This window comes from Myxococcales bacterium (assembly GCA_016716835.1).
Lineage (GTDB): Bacteria > Myxococcota_A > Polyangia > Haliangiales > Haliangiaceae > JADJUW01.
The window spans coordinates 213,887-231,799 of record JADJUW010000001.1 but is presented as its reverse complement, the minus strand read 5'-3'; the positions used below and the strand labels follow the sequence as shown (position 1 = coordinate 231,799).

The 17,913-nt window shown below is 63.2% G+C and carries 18 protein-coding genes and 1 pseudogene; 5 read left to right on the top strand and 14 right to left on the bottom strand.

All coding sequences use genetic code 11. The features are described 5' to 3' along the window. Positions 1-302 precede the first annotated feature (302 nt). Both IPL79_00970 and IPL79_00965 read right to left on the bottom strand, forming a co-directional pair. Positions 303-1,871, bottom strand: coding sequence for a TIM44-like domain-containing protein (locus IPL79_00970; protein MBK9069572.1), 1,569 nt, complete (start codon positions 1,869-1,871; stop codon positions 303-305). Then, positions 1,868-2,515: a hypothetical protein gene (locus tag IPL79_00965; protein MBK9069571.1), complete on the bottom strand. Its 648-nt coding sequence runs from the start codon at positions 2,513-2,515 to the stop codon at positions 1,868-1,870. The genes IPL79_00970 and IPL79_00965 overlap by 4 nt, the downstream gene beginning before the upstream one ends. Before the next feature lie 315 nt (positions 2,516-2,830). Here IPL79_00965 and IPL79_00960 point away from each other — a divergent pair, with 315 nt between their 5' ends. After that, positions 2,831-3,355: a hypothetical protein gene (locus IPL79_00960; GenBank protein ID MBK9069570.1), complete on the top strand. Its 525-nt coding sequence runs from the start codon at positions 2,831-2,833 to the stop codon at positions 3,353-3,355. A gap of 15 nt (positions 3,356-3,370) precedes the next feature. Here IPL79_00960 and IPL79_00955 read toward each other — a convergent pair whose 3' ends face one another. Together IPL79_00955 and IPL79_00950 are read right to left on the bottom strand one after the other, a co-directional pair. After that, complete coding sequence (locus IPL79_00955; GenBank protein ID MBK9069569.1) at positions 3,371-3,964, bottom strand: hypothetical protein; 594 nt, start codon at positions 3,962-3,964, stop codon at positions 3,371-3,373. A 152-nt stretch (positions 3,965-4,116) separates the two neighbouring features. Continuing rightward, complete coding sequence (locus tag IPL79_00950) at positions 4,117-5,148, bottom strand: nitroreductase family protein (GenBank protein ID MBK9069568.1); 1,032 nt, start codon at positions 5,146-5,148, stop codon at positions 4,117-4,119. Positions 5,149-5,392: 244 nt separating this feature from the next. On the opposite strand from IPL79_00950, the gene groES reads away from it, so the two are divergent. The 3 genes from groES (at position 5,393) to IPL79_00935 (ending at position 8,056) form a co-directional block, all read left to right on the top strand. Continuing rightward, positions 5,393-5,683 carry a co-chaperone GroES gene (gene groES / locus IPL79_00945; protein ID MBK9069567.1) on the top strand — a complete coding sequence of 97 codons (291 nt, stop codon included), beginning with the start codon at positions 5,393-5,395 and terminating at the stop codon, positions 5,681-5,683. Between the two features lie 49 nt (positions 5,684-5,732). Then, positions 5,733-7,382 carry a chaperonin GroEL gene (gene groL, locus IPL79_00940; protein MBK9069566.1) on the top strand — a complete coding sequence of 550 codons (1,650 nt, stop codon included), beginning with the start codon at positions 5,733-5,735 and terminating at the stop codon, positions 7,380-7,382. A 386-nt stretch (positions 7,383-7,768) separates the two neighbouring features. Beyond that, positions 7,769-8,056, top strand: coding sequence for a hypothetical protein (locus IPL79_00935; GenBank protein MBK9069565.1), 288 nt, complete (start codon positions 7,769-7,771; stop codon positions 8,054-8,056). Between the two features lie 195 nt (positions 8,057-8,251). Here the strand turns inward: IPL79_00935 and IPL79_00930 are convergent, their stop codons facing one another. The 10 genes and pseudogenes from IPL79_00930 to rplM all read right to left on the bottom strand — a co-directional run bounded on the left by IPL79_00930 (position 8,252) and on the right by rplM (position 16,752). After that, entirely contained in the window at positions 8,252-8,746 is a 495-nt protein-coding gene (locus IPL79_00930; GenBank protein ID MBK9069564.1) for a DUF1579 family protein, read from the bottom strand. A 226-nt stretch (positions 8,747-8,972) separates the two neighbouring features. After that, complete coding sequence (locus IPL79_00925) at positions 8,973-9,314, bottom strand: hypothetical protein (GenBank protein ID MBK9069563.1); 342 nt, start codon at positions 9,312-9,314, stop codon at positions 8,973-8,975. Between the two features lie 48 nt (positions 9,315-9,362). Beyond that, positions 9,363-9,659, bottom strand: coding sequence for a hypothetical protein (locus tag IPL79_00920; GenBank protein ID MBK9069562.1), 297 nt, complete (start codon positions 9,657-9,659; stop codon positions 9,363-9,365). Positions 9,660-9,742: 83 nt separating this feature from the next. Next, positions 9,743-10,486 (bottom strand): hypothetical protein, encoded by a 744-nt coding sequence (locus IPL79_00915; protein MBK9069561.1) that lies wholly within the window; start codon positions 10,484-10,486, stop codon positions 9,743-9,745. Continuing rightward, positions 10,483-11,598, bottom strand: a complete 1,116-nt coding sequence (locus IPL79_00910; GenBank protein MBK9069560.1) for a hypothetical protein — start codon at positions 11,596-11,598, stop codon at positions 10,483-10,485. The genes IPL79_00915 and IPL79_00910 overlap by 4 nt, the downstream gene beginning before the upstream one ends. A gap of 189 nt (positions 11,599-11,787) precedes the next feature. After that, a pseudogene (locus IPL79_00905) lies at positions 11,788-13,156 on the bottom strand (sigma-54-dependent Fis family transcriptional regulator). Then, positions 13,153-14,556, bottom strand: coding sequence for a HAMP domain-containing histidine kinase (locus IPL79_00900; GenBank protein MBK9069559.1), 1,404 nt, complete (start codon positions 14,554-14,556; stop codon positions 13,153-13,155). The pseudogene IPL79_00905 and the gene IPL79_00900 overlap by 4 nt, the downstream one beginning before the upstream one ends. Positions 14,557-14,610: 54 nt before the next feature. Then, positions 14,611-15,696 carry an N-acetyl-gamma-glutamyl-phosphate reductase gene (locus tag IPL79_00895; protein ID MBK9069558.1) on the bottom strand — a complete coding sequence of 362 codons (1,086 nt, stop codon included), beginning with the start codon at positions 15,694-15,696 and terminating at the stop codon, positions 14,611-14,613. Between the two features lie 205 nt (positions 15,697-15,901). Next, positions 15,902-16,291: a 30S ribosomal protein S9 gene (gene rpsI, locus IPL79_00890; protein ID MBK9069557.1), complete on the bottom strand. Its 390-nt coding sequence runs from the start codon at positions 16,289-16,291 to the stop codon at positions 15,902-15,904. An 8-nt stretch (positions 16,292-16,299) separates the two neighbouring features. Continuing rightward, on the bottom strand, positions 16,300-16,752 hold the full coding sequence (gene rplM / locus IPL79_00885) for a 50S ribosomal protein L13 (GenBank protein ID MBK9069556.1): 453 nt from the start codon (positions 16,750-16,752) through the stop codon (positions 16,300-16,302). Positions 16,753-16,980: 228 nt separating this feature from the next. On the opposite strand from rplM, the gene IPL79_00880 reads away from it, so the two are divergent. Then, positions 16,981-17,865, top strand: coding sequence for an NAD(+)/NADH kinase (locus IPL79_00880; GenBank protein MBK9069555.1), 885 nt, complete (start codon positions 16,981-16,983; stop codon positions 17,863-17,865). The last annotated feature ends 48 nt before the right edge of the window (positions 17,866-17,913 follow it).

The window sequence follows — 17,913 nt, the reverse complement described above, 5'->3', positions numbered from 1 at the left end:
AACACTGTGGTATCCACATCCCTCGGTGCCAACTCCCCCGCCCTGCAATCTATGCTCGCGGAAGAAACGTGCGCTACCTGCCGGTAGGGTAGCGCGCAGAAGCGGCGTGCGACACATGTTCGGATCAGAGCGTTTCGCGAAGGCACGTTGGCGCCAGGCGTAGACACGGGGTTCCTCCTGAGCGCAAGGCGTTACGAGCAGCGCGAGTAGCCGTAGCTCTGAGGCGAAGCATGTCGTCGCGCGGCGCTGACTATAGCGCCGCTGACCGCCGTGGCGAGACGAAGCGTGGACACCCGCTAACGCTACCCACGATAGCTATCGTCTTGCTCAATCTTTGACAGCACCCAGTCAAATTCGCCGGCGGTAACGTGGGCGTTGCAATGCGCGCAGGCGCCGGCCATGGTCACCTTGAGCGGGGCGCCGCAGTTGCCACATTGCAGCGCGCGCTGCGGCTCGCCGCGCCGGCCCGCGGCGCGTATGAGCGTCCAGTATTCGCTGTATGCACGCGGCGTGCGCTTGCTGCCGCCAACCACCTTGCCAGTCGCGCGCTCGATCGTAAAGTCTCGCCCGCTGCCCCAAATGCGGATGGTCAGCGCGTCGTAGTGTTTGTCGCGAATCAGCTTGCACGGCTGCCGGTTGGTGATGGCCATGTCGACCAGCGTATTGCGCAGGCCCTGCGCTTCATACGCCACCATCCAGTATTGAAACGAGTCGTACAGACCATCCGACATCACGCCGCGAGCTGGCGCAAGGTCGCCGGCGGACCACGCATGGTTGAGCTCGCGATAGATTAGATCGAGCCGCGCATTGATATTGGCAAACGAGACCTGTGGGTCGTCGGCAACGAGGCGGGCGAAGCGGTCCTCAAAACCCGCCTGTACATACGTCGGCAAATCGGTGCCGCGCTCAGGCGTCGTGCCTCGCAGCGTCGGCGGCCGCGCGTCTGAACTAACGAGTGAGGCCTCCTCTACCAGCCAGTCAAACCGCCCGTTGTCGACTACCTCGCCGCAAAAGGCGCAGGTTTGTCCACCGCTCGCCGCGGCCTGCCAAGGCGCGCCGCAATTGGGACATGGAAAAATCTTGTCCGCACGCGGCGGCTTGGTTTGCGCCGTCGCCGCACGCGCCAACGTCCACGTCTCGACCACAAACATGGTTTGCTCGCGGCCAGCCGCGCCGCGCGTGACGTTGGCTTCAAATTGCACCACCAGCCGCGCCATCGCCGGCGCGCCAGCTTCGTCTATGGGCTCGCTAGGTATATGCGCGCGTACCACGCGCATCGCGCCGATGACGACCGCATGCACCGGTACGCCTGCGGCCTGCGCCGCCAACGCCGCGCGCGCCCGCTCGCTCACGTACGGTGCCAGCGCGTCCAGCGCCGCGCCGCGGTCGCCGCCGCCCTCGCCCGCCGCGCGATGTGCCTCCGCATACAAGCGAAACACGAAATCCTCAAACAAGACGCGCGAGAACCCGGCATCAAGGCGCACCAACGCCGAAATATCATCGGCGCTTTCAAGCGTGTGCGGTGGCCCGCTGTCCCAATCCGCGTTCGCCTTGCGCTTGTAGCTTAGATACACAAACACCACCACGCCGGCCGCTAGCAGCGGCAAGCCAATGTGCGGCACCTCGATGCAAAGGTGCAGCACGAGCATGAGCAGATCGATCATCAGCGCGCCGCCGTCGCCACCGCCTCCGCCGCCACCATCGCCGTGCCCGCCACCGCCGGAATAGGTATCGCCGCCACCCGGCCGCGCCTCGCCAAGCGATACCTGGCCAAACAGCACGAGCGCGACCACCCCGAGCACCGCTAAGATGCCCAGCCACCGTACCCACGGCGCGCGGCGTGCCGCACCTCGCAGACGCAACAAGCTCATTGCCGTTCTCCAAACATCCATCGCGAAACGAGGCTGCTCGGCACATCGGGCAATTCATTTTCATCGTGAGCATGCCTCGGCAAGCTTGCCGAAAACAGCGCCGACCGCGCGGTGAGTGCCGCCGCAATCGCCTCGCCATGGTGATGGGTCGCGCGCTCAAGGTCGACGCGCAAGCTCTCTAGCTCGGCGGGCGCGACCGCCGCCACCACGGCGCGATCACCTACCACGACCGCGGTGCGCTCGAGCACCGACACATACACGAGCAGCCCGGCGCGGCTCTGCGTCAGGTGCACACCTCGATCGTAAAACGTCGCCTTGGCCGCAGCCATCACCACGCGCCGCCGCCACGAGCGCGATGACAGCCAACGCTTGAGCCCGGGCACCAACTCGACAAATGCGCCAACCGCCAAGCCCGCGACCACCGGATCGATCAGCAGCGACCAATTGGAATACACGCCGCTTGAGAACAGCAAAAACGCCAGCGTCGCCACCGCCGCCGCGCCGCCCACGATGAGGTTCGCGTGCAACCAATCACTCGACTGGCGCCGAATGGCGATGACGATTTCAACGCCGCTGACGCCTTCGATGGCCTCGACCGCGCGCCGCAGCGCGAGCGTGACGTCGTCATTTACAAAGCCCTTCATCGCGCCCAACATAGCATGCCGCGTCAGACGCTCGCGTGACCGCACTCGGCGCGCTAGCCCGGCACGTTGAGACGAGGGGGCGATGTTGACAGCCTTCCCCGCGAACACAAACGCGACTTGCCACAACGGCCCCAAAACAGGGTTTGGTGTCCCCAGCCAGCCAATACCGCCCCCCCCAAAGCTGGCCGACACCCGAGCACTATCCTTATGCAATCATATAGTTAGAAAACCACGTTGCGCCAGGTGGAATTGGAACGCGGCTTGCACATGTCCCCTACCGCGATACCCAACCCTCTTCCCGTAAAGGCACCTACCATGTTCAAAACCATTGTAACCAGTCTCGTCTGCGCAACCGTTGCGCTCGCACCTGCCGCCCAGGCTAACCGCAAGCAAGCGGCGCCAGCCCATCGCGCCGTTGGGTCGGACAAGCCAGCGTTTGCGACGGCTACGCGTGTGCTTGGACCCAAGTCGCGCAAATCCACGACGCCACGGCTTTCGGCGCGGAAGACGGCAAGTCGCGTGAGCAAGGCGAAAACTCGGCTCGTGGCGCCAGCTGATCTGAGCGCCAACCGTGCCAAGAAGGATCCACCTGGGATGAGCCTAGCGATTGGTGTCTTATCGACCGCGGCCGCCATTGGCTTTGGGCATCTGATCGCTCAATCCGGCGGGGGCGAGAGCATGTACGGCCCATCCTTGCTTGACGTTGGGGCGATGTTGATTAAAGGCGGTGGTTTTGTCTTCTCTTCGTTCACTGCGGTCATCGGGCTGGGTGGCGGCATCAAGCAGTTGTTTAGCAAGGGCAAGGGCGACGCCAGTTCGGCGACCCCGGTCAGCCCGTAACTATTTTGGCAAGAGCTACTTCGCGCTCGCCGCGATGTAATCGACGATGGCCACGAGCTGGTCGGCGTGCTTGTTAGGCACGCGGCCCATGACGAGAATCACCCGCCCCTTGGCAAACAGCAAATAGTCGCGCGTCGTATGCGCCTTGCCGTTGTCAAACGTGGCTTCGATGCGAACCGCCGGAAAGCCAGCCACGCTGCCGTTGGCCTGCGCCGTCACGGCATACTGCGGTGCATCGCGTTCATTGACCTCAATAAACAGCGGCGTGTACTCCGCGCGCTGGTTCGATAGAATGCCATCCTGCGACTGAAACACGAGGGTTATGTTGGTGGATTTTTGGCGCAGTTCGATGCTGCCCCCCGAATCCGACTTTTTCCAGCCGTCACCACCGGGCGCTAAAAACGTGAGGCCACCGAAAGACACAGGTTGCCACTCGCCCTTGTCGAGTACCGGCGGCGTGGCCGCGAGCTCGATCAGCGGTTTTTCGCCCGCAGCCTTACCAGCCTTGCCGGCCGCGTCGCCCTTGCCGGCCTCATCCTTGCCACACCCGACGAGTGCGAGCAGCGCGACCATTGCCCACCCGAATGCCATACGAAGTTTTGTTTTCATAGACAACAATGATAAGGGGTCGCGGCAAGTGCGGTGCCCGCGGCAGTCGGTGAAAGGAGGCCAACTCGCTGCAAAACTCGAGACTTTGACGGCTAACGAACAGTGTTGCCCCGCGCTTATGTAACCATGCGCGTGCAACGCGGAAAATTACACTAGCCGCCGAGCACGACCGATTTCAGCGGCCGCCGCGGCGTCGCGACCGCGACCTCGGGGCCAAAGCCCAAGCGCATGACGAGCTGCGGCCTCCCGCGGTTGCCGATCAGCGACTCGACCTGCGCGCGCAAGGCCGGCACCTCGAGCGCCTGATTGAGATACGAAGCCGAAAGGCCGTGCGTGACGCCCGCCAGCCACAAGGCCTGCATGGCAAGGCCGGCGCTCACCCAATCGCGCGGCGCATCGCCGTCGGTGCCGATCACGATCAGCATCGGCGAGCCCTGCGCCAGCGCAGCCTCCTTGGCCGCAACGTTGCCGCCTAGATCAAACGTGCGCACCAAGAGCGACACCCCAAACGGCATCTTGTTGCCGTATTCTTTCTTGGCAAACGGAATGCCATCGCGCCGCGTGCTGCCGGCCGGCACCAGCCACTGCGCCAGCTCGCTGCGAAATTCTTTGTCGGCAAATTGCGCGCGGTCGGCCGCGGTGATGATTTCGGCGAGCGGCGCCTTGGCCTTGGGATGCAGCCGCAGCATCCACGCGCCCTCCTTTTCCGCGATCGCCGCCAGCTCATCGGCGATGACAAAGCTCACCGGCTTGGCCAGATACGGCTGGCGATTGGTGCGGCGGGTGACAATGGCGTCGCGCAGCGCGCGATCGCTGGCAAGGGTGCGCCTGGTACCGACCACCCTCACCCGCGCCAGCAACATCGGCTCCGCCGCAGCCTCGGGCAGGATCTCGATCGCCAGCTTGTGGCCAAAGGCCCGCGCCGCCACTCGAAGGTTGTGCAACGCCGCGGCGCAGCTCATCACGCGCTGCCGGCCCTGCGGGTCGATCACGCCCAGGCGCCGCGACTCATCTATATAGATGTCGATGCCATCGGCCCGCAGGTCAAACTGCCACGGCTGGGTGTTGTGCGTCGAAGGCGCCAAGATGGCGTAGCGAAGCAAAAACTCAAGCTGGGCGCGTAGCGGGCCGGACGCGGGATAGTCCGCCGCATCGAGATTCCACGCCGTCGCCGCCTTCGCCATTTCCTTAACTATCCTAAAGAGTTAGAGATGCCTCGACGCACAAAATGATGCGGCGATTCGTCGCGGCGCGAGGCGCCTGCCTGCGACGGCAAGATCCCAAGAAAATCACCGCCCCCCTTGCGAATTGGCTAGGCGAGCTTACAGTGCGCGTGCTAGCAAACACCTGCCTTGAGTGCTAGACAAAAACCAATTGGTTTTAAATAGTTACACGAGGCGACCTCTAGAAATGCAGGAGAAATAGACCATGAAAGTTAAGCCACTCAAAGATCGCATCCTCATCACCCGCGTTGCCGAAGCCGAGAAGACTAAGGGCGGCATCATCATTCCAGATTCGGCCAAAGAGCGCCCGCTCGAAGGCAAGGTTGTCGCGGTTGGCGCCGGCAAGCGCCTCGACGACGGCACGCTGATCAAGCTCGACGTTAAAGTTGGCGACAGCATTCTATTTGGCAAATACGCCGGCACCGAAATCAAAGTCGACGGCCAAGACCATCTCATCATTTCTGAAGACGAAATCCTCGGCGTCATCGAAGCCTAAACGGCACGCCTATTCGCAATTTCCAAGAACTTAAGAAAGCAAAATTATCATGAGCGCAAAAGAAATCATTTTTGACGATAAGGCCCGCGCCCGCATCGCGCACGGCGTCGACACCCTCGCCAACGCGGTCAAAGTCACCCTCGGCCCCCGTGGCCGCAACGTCGTGATCGAAAAATCCTGGGGCGCCCCAACGGTCACCAAAGACGGCGTCACGGTCGCCAAGGAAATCGAACTCGAGAACAAGTTCGAAAACATGGGCGCGCAGATGGTTAAAGAAGTTGCCAGCAAGACCGGCGACAACGCCGGCGACGGCACCACCACCGCCACCGTGCTCGCGCAATCGATCTACCGCGAAGGCTCCAAGATGGTCGCCGCTGGCGCCAATCCTATGGACATCAAGCGCGGCATCGACCAGGCCGTCGAAAAAATCATTGGCGCGATTAAGGCGATGGCCAAGCCAACCAACAACGCCAAGGAAATCGCGCAAGTTGGCACCATCTCGGCCAACGGCGACGAGCACATCGGCAAGATGATCGCCGACGCCATGGAAAAAGTCGGCAAGGAAGGCGTCATCACCGTCGAAGAAGCCAAGACCCTGCACAGCGAACTCGACGTCGTCGAGGGCATGCAGTTTGACCGCGGCTTTCTCTCGCCGTACTTCGTCACCGACACCGAGCGCATGGAGGCCGTCCTCACCAACGCGTTCGTGCTGACGAACGAAAAGAAAATCTCCAACATGAAGGACCTGCTGCCGGTCCTCGAGCAAGTCGCCAAGGCGGGTCGCCCGTTGCTCATCATCGCCGAAGACATCGACGGCGAAGCCCTGGCCACCCTGGTGGTCAACAAGCTGCGCGGCACGCTCAACATCTGCGCGGTCAAGGCCCCAGGCTTTGGCGACCGCCGCAAGGAAATGCTCAATGACATCGCCACCCTCACCGGCGGCAAGGCCATCACCGAAGACCTCGGCCTCAAGCTCGAAAACGTCACCCTGGCCGATCTTGGCACCGCCAAGCGCATCACGGTCAGCAAGGACAACTGCATCATCGTCGACGGCGCCGGTGAAAAGGCCTCGATCGAAGCGCGCGTGAAGACCATCCGCAAGCAAATCGAAGACACCACCAGCGACTACGACAAGGAAAAACTGCAAGAGCGCCTCGCCAAGTTGGTGGGCGGCGTTGCGGTCATCCGCGTCGGCGCGGCGACCGAAGTCGAAATGAAGGAAAAGAAGGCGCGCGTCGAAGACGCTATGTACGCCACGCGTGCGGCCGTCGAAGAAGGCATCGTCCCTGGCGGCGGCGTCGCGCTCATTCGCGCGCAAGCGTCGCTCAAAGATCTCAAGCTCACCGGCGACCAAGCCTTTGGCGTCCGCATCGTCGAGCGCGCGGTCGAAGAGCCGATGCGTCAGATTGCCGCCAACTCAGGCGTCGACGGCTCGATCGTCATCGACAAGGTCCGCTCGGGCAAAGACTCGTTTGGCTTCAACGCCGCGACGCTTGAGTACGGCGACCTCATCGCGCAAGGCGTTATCGATCCAGCCAAGGTTGTGCGCACCGCGCTCACCAACGCCGCGTCGGTTGCCTCCATGCTGCTGACCACCGAAGCCATGATCGCCGAGAAACCTAAGAAGGAATCCGCGGCGCCAGCCGGCGACGGCGGTGGTATGGGTGGTATGGGCGGCATGGGCGGCATGGGCTTCTAATCAGGCCGCTCGCTGGATTTGTCCTGCGGCGGCGTTAGGCTCACCGCTCGGACCTCGGTCGAGTACGAGTGCGCCGGCCGGGTGATTTTGATGGCATCCAGCGCCGGACTAAGGGGCGAGGCCAAGGCGCGAGGAGTGGAGTTTGGTGGGTCCAAACGACCGACGAGCAACGCCGGCATCGTCCCTTAGGACAAGCTGGTGCTATCAAAATTGCCCGGTCGGCGCACCTACACTCCCTCGTCCTCGGGTTCGCCTGCCTTGCCGCAGAACAAACCAGCTTCGCTAGCCACGTCTGGCATTGCGCCCCTTTTGGGGCGCTTTTTTTTGGCCGCTAGCTGGCCGGTGCAGCAATTGCGAGTGGCATTTGGTTTGCATAGGTTAGCCACATGACAGAAACGATTCGCGTGGCGATGGCGGCGATGGGCATTGGCGTTGCGGGCACGTGGCTGTGCATGTGGCACATCATTGGCGCAAGGCTCGATGGCGTGCATGCGGCGGTTCCTATTGGTCTGGCCAGCGTGCTGGCAGTCTACGTGGGCATTGCGCATTTTCGCAGAAGGCTGCCGCTGTATCTTCTTTTGTGCGGCTTGAGCATGCCAGGTAGCTTCTTTGCAGGAGCGGCATGGATGATGCGCAATACAGATTTCGACGGCGTATTCTGCCCGCAGTGTTGAGGACCTAACACCTGCGTTCAAAGGTTGGCGCCTTTCGCGGACCAGTGCTACCAAATTAGAACTTGAAGGCGACCATCGTTTGGACTCCAGGGGAAAGGCGCGCCAAGTCCAAGCCCTGTATGCCTGAAGGATTTGACAAAATTGAAGCGCGCGGGCCCGTTCGAGGTCGTTGCGCCTCGTCGTTGAGCACCACGGCTATGGCGGTGTTGGTGTTCGTCGACGGTAATGAATGATCATTTGGGCATCCCAGCTCGCGCCGTCATCGACGCTCCGCTGCCACTCCCAGCGAAGCGCAGACGGCGTCACGTCCAAGAACACCATCCGCATATGGATCGTTGCCCCTTTGGGTGTCGTCGTTGGTTCTCCACGTAGGGTCATCACACCCTCATCGACGCCGCCCACGAACGCGAGAAAACCGCCCTGGTCGTCGACCCACGTCTGTCGCCACTTGTGCAGTGTCGGTTGCCACGCGGAGTAACTTTCGCCCGCCCACGGCGCGCCTGGTCCATCGCCGCGAAAGTGCTCGGCGATGGCGCACCCTGATAAGATCGTCTCGACCCGCTGCGTGCCGGCCGCTTCGTCCCATTCGGCGCTGCCGAGGGCCTTGCGCGTTCTAATCCGCAAATCCCATTCGCCGATCCAGAAATCGAACTGGCGATACTCGGGCCCAGCACAGACCGAACTGAGCAATGCGGCGCCAGATTGCGTTTTGGGGGAACCCGTTGTCTGCCGACTTGGGGCGCGGCAGGCACCTATGGCAGCGACTAGGGCAACAATCGGTAGGTATCGGCGCATGCCACACGATACCCTATTGTTCAACGCGTCATGGGGCTTTACCTCGCCACGTGCGTGGCGCATGGCGGCGTCTATCGCCCGCGACGAAAAAAACACGACGGCTAAGTGGCAAGGGCGACCACTACCGACATTTTTTCGCGGCGGCCATGGTCTGGGCTTCCAGGATACATTTGGACTGCGGCTCGCTATTGGAGCTTTTGCAGGCCATGACGCATTGGGTGAGGCCGGCCTCTAGGCGGGTCTCGAAATCTTTTTGCTTCTCGGCGCGCAGGGCGTCTCGTGCAGCGGGCTCGGCCGCGTCAATTTCCACATTGGCCTTGTCCCAATACGCCAGCTTGCCGTAATGGCGACAGGTCTCTCGGCACATCGCTTCGTCGGGGCGATTGCAGCCAAGCAGCGCCGCGGCAAGCAGGCATGTCGCGGTTGCGGTGCGAACAAAGGCAGGAATCATGAACGTCGCCATGCCCAGCATCTAACACGAAACGGCGCGGCGCCGGTCCACGCGCCCGCGCTATTTATCCGCACCAAAGGCGTAGCCAATACCAACCGAGGCCAGCAGGCGCTGGTATTGCCGGTCGCCAACCCCAAAGCCATCGCGCCAGACATAGACTAAGCCCTCGACCGAGAGCGCGCGCGAGGCGCGATAGGCGAGCAGCAACATGCCCTCATTTCGCTGATCGCTTTCGAGCAAGTTGCCTTCCGTCACCTGCTCGGTGGATTCATACAAGGCGTTGCCATCTGGATAGCGGTCGTACTGCAGCCGCAGGCGCGCGGTCGCATACAACTTGCCAGCGACGCGCCCGGTCACCGACGCATGGGCGCTGTGGCGCCACGACGACAGCCGCTCGAGCGTGGAGCGTTGGTGCGAGAGGCTATAGCCAAGGCCCCAGATTACGCGCTGGAGCGCTGCATCGTGGCGGCAAGCGTGTGCACGTCGTCGCGACGCGGCTCCGTGGTGGCGGTGGCGCACGCCGCGGCGGCTCCGCCGGCGCAGCCTTCGATGAGGCCAACGCCCTCAAAAGTACGCAGCTCGCGCTCGTACGATACGCTGGCCTGCCATTGCGAAACGTCGTCTTCATCGTCCTTTGACCACGACCATCCCGTCTCAAAGGCCGAGCCGCGATAGCTGCTGTCGATCACGTCGGGTAGCACGACGCCAACCAGCCCTACTCGCGCCCACGCGCGATGTCCTGAGGCATCCCCAACCAGCAACGCCGCGTCGCCCGAGCCCATCGCTACGTCGCGCACCGCGCTGGTGCTCGCCGTGCCCGCATAGACGAGACCGCTGCCGCGCAGCACCCACCGCACGTTTTCGGTTGCCTGCACGCTGGCGCCCGCCTCGCCGCCAACCGTCGCGGCATTCTCATCGCCAAGCTCGGCGTCGAGTGCGCGCCGCAGGCCGAGGCGCGCATTGCCCCAGGCGCCTAGCTCGTCCCAGGCGCGTTGCCCACGCCCCGCGGCGGTTACCCTGGTCAGCATCCCCGGCCGGGCGTCTTCCTGGCCATCGACGCGGTGGACGTTGCTGTCGAGCTCGGTGGCAACGTCGAGCCGCACGACATCAGCGTCGCCTGGCGAAGCCGTGGCCACGAGCCAGCCAACCGCGATCATACCCATTACGCGTCGTGGTCGCTTCATCGGTTTTGCGTCGCGCGTTGTTCGATGAGGGCGCGCTGGCGCCGCATCGTTTCGAGTTTTGCGGTGGCGGCGCGCTTCGCGGCCGTGGCGGCTTTCGCGCGCGTGCGCGGATCGCGCGACGACTCAGAGGCCTCGAGCGCCCGCCGCGTCTCGCCATCGAGCACGCCGCCAAGCGCGACCGCGATGGAGACCACGCCGCCGGCATCGTCGGCAAATCCTTCTTGCGGATTGGGGCTGGGTAGGTCGTCTTGCGGTGCGGGAGGCGGCGGGCCTCCCGACGGCGGCGGCTCGGTCGCAGGCTCCGCGTTACCACGCGACGTGCCGGCGATGCGCCGCGCATCGGTGGTTTGCGCGCTCGCCAACTCGCCGGAACGCTGCTGCGTCTCGCGCAAGGCCGCTATGTCCTCCCAGCGCGACGCCTGTCTTTCAAGCTTCGCAATCTCGCGCGATAACGCCTGCTCGGTCTGGCGAATCTCCGCGGCCTGTTGCAGCAGGTCTTCGGGGTCGGCATACGGATCGAGCGATAAATCCGGCAGGACAATTCTTCGCCGCGGCGCGGGCGGCGTGATGGCGGCTTGCCACGCCTTCAGGGTAACTAGCTTGGTGCTCGCGGCCGTGGGCAACTCGCGCGCGATTGCGGCCTGCGCCACCAAGCGCTGCGCCTCGAGCCGACGCCCGGTTGCCACCGCGGCGCGCTGCGCGACCTCCAACGTCTTGGCGGCTTCGAGCGATCCAGCCAAGGCCTTATCCAATTCGCGATCGCGCCGCCATGACGCGCGTTGTTTCTTGAGGCGCTCGACCTCGGCGGTTTGCTTGGCATAGGCTTGCTCCAGCGCCGCGACCTTTCGGCGGTCGCGCGCAAGCTCGGCGGCAATCGCATCAAACTTCGTTTTCGCCGCGGCGGCGTCCGCGGCTACCGCTTGAGACCGGGCGGGACCCGAAGTCTGTGCGTGGCCTGGCGTCGCACCGAGGGTGCCAAGGCCTAGCATCAGCAGCACCGCTAGCGGCAGCGGCAGCGGCAGCCGCAGGCGCAGGCGCAGGGCCACTATGGCAAAGCCCAGGGCCGAGCGTAGGCCCCCTTCGTTGCTTGCTTTGACTGACCCGAAACGCACTACTGCACAACCTATCAGAATCCGTGCCAAGCACAAAGCGGCCCCCTTCCGCCGGGGACACGATTGACCCGAGTGATTACAGATAGTTACCTGGCCAGGTCGCGCCATTCATGCGATCCACACCACAGAAAACTGATGCCGAGTCCTCCCTCCTCATTTTCCTGAGTGCAGGCCGCGGCGGTCAAGCCGCTACTCAATCCCGTATTTTTCAAGCTTGTAATACAGCGCGCTGGTCTTGATGCCGAGGGCCTTGGCGGTGTCGGTTTTTACCTTGCCGGCTTTTTCATACGCCCGCAAAATCAGCTGCCGCTCCAAATCCTCGAGCACCTCGGGCAAGGCCTTGGTCTCGGATGCGATCATCACCGAGGCGCCGGTAACGTCGCTGCCCAGCGCCATGGGTAAAGCCTCGGGCAAGATCGTATCGCCCTCGGCAAATACCAGCGCCTGCTCGATGATGTTGGCCAGCTCGCGCACGTTGCCCGGCCACGCATGCCGCGCTAAGCGCTCGATAGTTGCCGTGGAAATCCCCGACACCTTGGGGTTAATTTTTGGCGCCAGGGCACCTACAAAATGCCGAGCAAGCATCCCAATATCGGCGCCGCGTTCGCGCAAGGGCGGCAAGGCCACCGTTATCACGTGCAGGCGAAAAAACAAATCTTGCCGAAAGCGGCCCTCGGCGACCTCGCGCTCTAGGTCCTTATTCGTCGCCGAAAGCACGCGCACGTTGACGCTAACCGGCTTCTCGCCGCCAACCCGATCGAGGGTGCGCTCCTGCAACACGCGCAAGAGCTTGACCTGCATCGCCGGCGATACCTCAGCGATCTCATCGAGAAAAATGGTGCCATTGTGGGCGAGCTCAAAGCGACCAAGTTTTTGCTTGACCGCGCCGGTAAACGCGCCTCGCTCGTGGCCAAACAACTCTGATTCAAGCAGCGATTCGGTCAGCGCCCCACAGTTGACGCGAATAAACGGCCCGGCGCTTCGCAGCGATTGATCGTGAATCGCCTGCGCCACCATCTCCTTGCCGGTGCCGCTCGCCGTGGATGAACACCGTCGCGTCGGTCGGCGCCACCTTGGCGATGGCGGCCTGCACCGCCTGCATGCCCGCACTCTCGCCCACGAGCCCCGTTGGCGCGCGCACCGCGGCCTTGAGATAGTCGTTGTGCGCGACGAGGCGCTGCCGCTCGCGACGGCTAGCCACCAGCTCCAGCGCCCGCTCGGTCTTGAGCCTCACGACATCTGGTGAAAACGGCTTGGTGATGAAATCAAACGCACCGTGCTTCATCGCCTCGACCGCGGCCTCCACCGTGCCAAAGCCGGTCATGATCATGACCGGCACGTCGGCATCGAGCACGGCCATCTCGCGCAGCACGGCCACGCCATCGAGCTGATCCATCTTGAGATCGGTAATGACAAAATCAAAGCGCTTCGCCTTCGCAAGCTGCAACCCCGCCGCGCCGCTGGCCGCGACGTCGACGTGATGCCCCATCTTGCGAATTGCCGCGGCGACGCCTTCGCGCACCGCTTCGTTGTCGTCAACCACTAAAATTTGGCTCATGCGATGTCTCCCTTTGGCAACGCCAAACAAAATGTCGTGCGGCGCTCGTCGCTGGTCACGCTAACCTCTCCGCGGTGCGCCTGCGCGGCGTCGCGCACCAGCGCCAGGCCGAGCCCAGTGCCCTTTTCGCGCGTCGTAAAGAAGGGCTCAAAGAGGCGCGCCGCAACGTCCGGCGCGATCGGCCCGCCCGTGTTGCTGACCGAAATTTGGACCTCATCGCCCTCGGCGCGCGCGACGAGGATCACCGCGGCGGGTTCACCCGCTACCGCCACGGCATAGTGGGCAGCATTTTGCGCCAAGTTAAGCACCGCGCGGCGCAGGCTATGCGGATCCGCTATCAACGCCAGCGCCTCGTCCTCGACGTCGATCGCAATCGCCACGCCAGGCGAGGCCTTGACGACCCCGGCGATATCGCGCAGCAGCGCCGCCACCACAACGCGCTCGCGCTGCAACACCTGCGGCTTGGCGTAGTCGAGAAAATCGCCGACGACCCGACCGAGGTGCCCAATCTCGCGCGAAATTCGATCGGCGTAGCCGCGGCTGACCGCGTCCGCCGGCAGCTCCTCACGCAAAAGCCCCGTAAACAACTCCATGCCCGCCAGCGGATTGCGCACCTCATGCGCAATGCCGGCGAGCATGCGCTGCATGTGCTCGTCGCGCGCCGCCAGCTTTTGCCGCATCGACTCCATCGACTCGGCAAGGGATCCCACCTCATCGCGCGACCGCGTGGAAATTGGCGTCGAAAAATTGCCCTGCCCCATGTCGCTGGCGGCTTCGGCAAGCGCGCGCACCGGCCGCGTCACCAACGTCGCGATCACCACTATGACCGTCGACATCAGCACCACCAACAAGCCGCCCCAAACCATCAGCTGACGACGTAAGTTCCCAAGCCGCGCGAAATACGTCGCGGGCGCCACCGCGGCCACGACCAGCACCATCTGCGGCTCGGTCTCTGAAGCCGCCACCGCCGCGTAGCCCGCCTTATAAAATTGCCCATCGCCCCCTACGAAGCTCACCGAGGCAATCGGCGCCCCCGTTTCCCACACCTTGGCGATCTCAAACTCATCGAGCGCGCCGCGATAATAGCGCAGCCCCGGCGCATCGGCCTCGGTGTCGACCTTGCTCACATAGTCGCGGTCAAACACCACGAGGCGCGCCCCCGTCGACTCAAAAATGGCGCGCAGCTTGCGCCGAGCGTTGACGTAGCCACGGTCGTCATCGCCGCTGCTTTCGATCAAGTACTTGCCGCGCACCTGCGTCGCGGCGCTGCTCGCGATGGCAACCAGGCGGCTGCCGAGCTCAGCATCCAGCTCGACGCGCGTCGCCGCAAGCGCAACCCACGCGAACACCACAAATAGCGCAACCGTCGGCAGCACTACGGCAAGCAAGAGCTTGGTCATCAGACTGCTACGCCGCCGCACGGAGCGCAGTGTATGCAAATTGCCCCGCGAAAACTATGGAAACAGTGCCACGTGGCCCAGACCCGCGACCTCGGGCAGCCCAAAGCGAATGTTCATGCATTGCACCGCCTGCCCCGAGGCGCCCTTGATCAAATTATCGATAGCGCCAAGCGCAAGCAGCTGCCCGGTGCGCACGTCGTGGGCCACCGCGACCGCCGCGCGGTTGCTGCCGCGTACGTGCGAGGTATCGGGCACCTCGCCGAGGGCAAGCACGTCGACAAAGGGCTCGGCCGCATAGGCATCGGCCAACGCCTTGTGGGCCGATGCTGCGGTCACGCCGGGCGCAGCCGTTAGATAAACGCAGGAAAAAATCCCGCGCGCCATTGGCACCAAATGCGGCGTAAACAGCACCGCCAACTCAGCACCCGCCGCCAGCCCGAGCTGCTCTTCGATTTCTGGCGTGTGGCGATGCGCGCCGGCGATTTTATAGGCGCGAATGCCCTCGCCCACCTCGGAAAACATGCCGCCTTGCGCCGGGGTGCGCCCCGCGCCCGTCGTGCCGCTCTTGGCATCGACGATCACCGTGGCCGCAGTGCAGAGGCCCGCCGCCAACAGGGGCGCCGCCGCCAAAATCGTCGCGGTGGGATAGCAACCAGGGTTGGCGATCAGCTGCGCTTTCTTCAGGCGTTCGCGAAAACGCTCGGGCAAGCCATAGACCGCCTGCTGGCGCAGCGCCGCGATCTTGCCTCCCGGATCGTCAGCATCGCTTGCGCCGTACCACCGCGCGCGGTTTCCAGCGTCTTGCAAGCGAAAGTCTGCCGACAAATCAATCACCACCACGCCGCGCGCAACCAGCTCAACACTCGCCGCGACCGCCTCGCCATGCGGCAACGCCAAAAACACAACATCAGCCACTGCCGCCAACGCCGCTGCATCAAACGCGACCACCTCACCTGGCAGCCGCCCCTCATTCACCAAATAACGCAGATGCGGATAGATCTCATCGATCTGCTTGCCCGCGCTCCGCCCCGCCGCCAAGCACGTCACCGCCACATGCGGATGATGCGCCAATAGCCGCATCAACTCGACGCCGGTATACCCAGACGCCCCCACAATCGCCGCACGAATCTTGTCGCTCACTCGCGCAGACTATTCCAACTCAACCCCAAATTGGTGGCGAATCTTCGCCGCACACCGAAGCTCGACAAGCAGTGCGCGCGCTCTAACCTGCGAGGGATTTTGCGCTCAGTTCGGCGCACGCCTGCAGCGAGGCCGAGGCGCAGCCGTCGGGCTGTAACGAGGCTCGCGAAGCCGTACGCCGAAATGGGCGTCAAAGACCCGCAGGTTACCGCTTTGAAAATTGGAAGCGAGCGCGGGCCGCTGCCTGTCCGTACTTCTTGCGCTCTTTCTTACGAGGATCGCGCGTGACATACCCCGCCGCCTTGAGCTTGGGGCGTAGGCCTGCGTCGACCTTCATCAGGGCGCGCGTGATGCCATGGCGAACCGCGCCGGCTTGAGCCTGCAGGCCGCCACCAGACACCGTCGCGATGACGTCGTACTGGCCGAGCAGATCGACTTCTTCAAAGGCTTGGCGAATGATCATGCGGCCCGTCGCGCGAGGGAAATAGTCCTCGTCGGTGCGCTTATTGATCGTAAAGCCGCCTTTGCCAGGCTTGATAAAAACGCGCGCAATCGCCGTTTTGCGGCGTCCGGTTGAATACGTAATAGTCGCCATGAAATGTCCTATGCCTTAAATTCAAGGGTTCGCGGTTGCTGGGCGGTGTGCTCGTGCGTCGCGCCAGGATAGATCTTCAATTTCTTGATGATGCGACGGCCAAGCGGGCCTTTTGGCAGCATGCCCCAGACCGCGTCGCGAATTACGCGCTCGGGGTCATCGGCGATGACGTGCTTGGCCAGCTTGGTCTTGAGACCGCCTGGATACAGCGTGTGGTGGTGATAAACCTTGTCGTCGGTCTTATTGCCGGTGAGCACAATTTTCGCGGCGTTAACCACCACGACAAAATCGCCCATATCGACATTCGGCGAGAACGTGGCCTTGTGCTTGCCGCGCAAGACCTTGGCGATTTCGCTGGCGACGCGGCCTAAAATCTTGCCGTCGACGTCGGCGATAAACCAACCCCGCTGGGCTTCGCCATCTTCTTTGGTGAGCCAAAAGCTCTTTTGTGTTGCCTTCATGACGTACCTTAATGACCAAGCGGTCCCTACGACAGGGAGCAGCCGCCTTGGAGCGTGATCGTCTACAGCAGCCCAATGCACGTGTCAAGCCTCCCAGGCCGGCTCCGCCCCCCACCTTATATATGCCTCCGCGATTGCGGCGCCCACGCTTGCCGCCCTACCTTGGCGAGCCAAATACTTCCAATTGTCAGAGCCAAGTGCTAAACAAGCGTTCAGATAGGAGCCGTCGTGAGAATTGGGTTTACGTTAAAGCCAGATAAGACCGACGCCGCCGCGCTGCTGGCGGAACTCGTGACTTGGCTGACGGCAGCCGGCCACACGCCGGTGCTGTGCGCAGACGATCACGCGGCCTTGCCAGGGCTGCCGCCGGTAGAGGTCGTGCCAGACGAACAATTCGCGGCGGCGATTGATTTTGCCGTGGTCCTCGGCGGCGACGGCACCATGCTTCGCGCGTGCCGCCTGGTTACTGACGATACCGACGCTGCGCGAAGCAAGCCTGTGCTCGGCGTGAATATGGGCCAACTTGGCTTTCTCACCGGTTTTTTGGTGTCCGAGGCCAAGGCCGGGATTACCGCCGCGGTCGAAGGCAAGCTCGCGGTGCAATCGCGCATGAGGTTGCGGGTGTCGCTGGTGCGGCCAAATAGCGACCCCTTGGTTAAGTTTGCGCTCAACGACGCGGTGATCCACCAAGGCGCGATGGCGCGCTTGGTCGATCTGTCCGCCGCCATCGACGATGCGTTTGTTTCGGCGTACCGAGCCGATGGGCTTATCGTCGCAACGCCGACCGGTTCGACCGCCTACAATATGGCCGCGGGCGGCCCCATCGTTTTACCCGGCCAGGACGCCATGGTGATGACGCCGATTTGTTCGCATGCCTTGACCAACCGCCCGTTGGTGTTTGCCGCGACGTCGGTGCTTAGGCTGACCTTGCCGCAAAGCCATCGCGGCGTGTTGCTCACGGTTGATGGCCAGTGGGCGCAGTCATTCTTAGCTGGCGACACCGTTGAGATCACGCGCGCCGCGACGCCGTTTCAATTGCTATCGCCGTTTAAGAACCATTTCGACATTCTTCGAGAAAAGCTGCATTGGGGGATGCGGTCGACAACGAAGTAACAAGCGCTGGGACGGCCGCGTTGACGCGGCGACGACATCTAAGATCGG

Bases quoted from the DNA above. Each gene is read 5' to 3' on its own strand.
- IPL79_00970 (MBK9069572.1), bottom strand. From the start codon at position 1,871: ATGAGCTTGTTGCGTCTGCGAGGTGCGGCACGCCGCGCGCCGTGGGTA.
- IPL79_00900 (MBK9069559.1), bottom strand. From the start codon at position 14,556: ATGACCAAGCTCTTGCTTGCCGTAGTGCTGCCGACGGTTGCGCTATTT.
- IPL79_00925 (MBK9069563.1), bottom strand. From the start codon at position 9,314: ATGGCGACGTTCATGATTCCTGCCTTTGTTCGCACCGCAACCGCGACA.
- IPL79_00965 (MBK9069571.1), bottom strand. From the start codon at position 2,515: ATGAAGGGCTTTGTAAATGACGACGTCACGCTCGCGCTGCGGCGCGCG.
- groL (MBK9069566.1), top strand. From the start codon at position 5,733: ATGAGCGCAAAAGAAATCATTTTTGACGATAAGGCCCGCGCCCGCATC.
- rpsI (MBK9069557.1), bottom strand. From the start codon at position 16,291: ATGGCGACTATTACGTATTCAACCGGACGCCGCAAAACGGCGATTGCG.
- IPL79_00960 (MBK9069570.1), top strand. From the start codon at position 2,831: ATGTTCAAAACCATTGTAACCAGTCTCGTCTGCGCAACCGTTGCGCTC.
- IPL79_00935 (MBK9069565.1), top strand. From the start codon at position 7,769: ATGACAGAAACGATTCGCGTGGCGATGGCGGCGATGGGCATTGGCGTT.
- IPL79_00915 (MBK9069561.1), bottom strand. From the start codon at position 10,486: ATGAAGCGACCACGACGCGTAATGGGTATGATCGCGGTTGGCTGGCTC.
- rplM (MBK9069556.1), bottom strand. From the start codon at position 16,752: ATGAAGGCAACACAAAAGAGCTTTTGGCTCACCAAAGAAGATGGCGAA.
- IPL79_00955 (MBK9069569.1), bottom strand. From the start codon at position 3,964: ATGAAAACAAAACTTCGTATGGCATTCGGGTGGGCAATGGTCGCGCTG.
- IPL79_00950 (MBK9069568.1), bottom strand. From the start codon at position 5,148: ATGGCGAAGGCGGCGACGGCGTGGAATCTCGATGCGGCGGACTATCCC.
- groES (MBK9069567.1), top strand. From the start codon at position 5,393: ATGAAAGTTAAGCCACTCAAAGATCGCATCCTCATCACCCGCGTTGCC.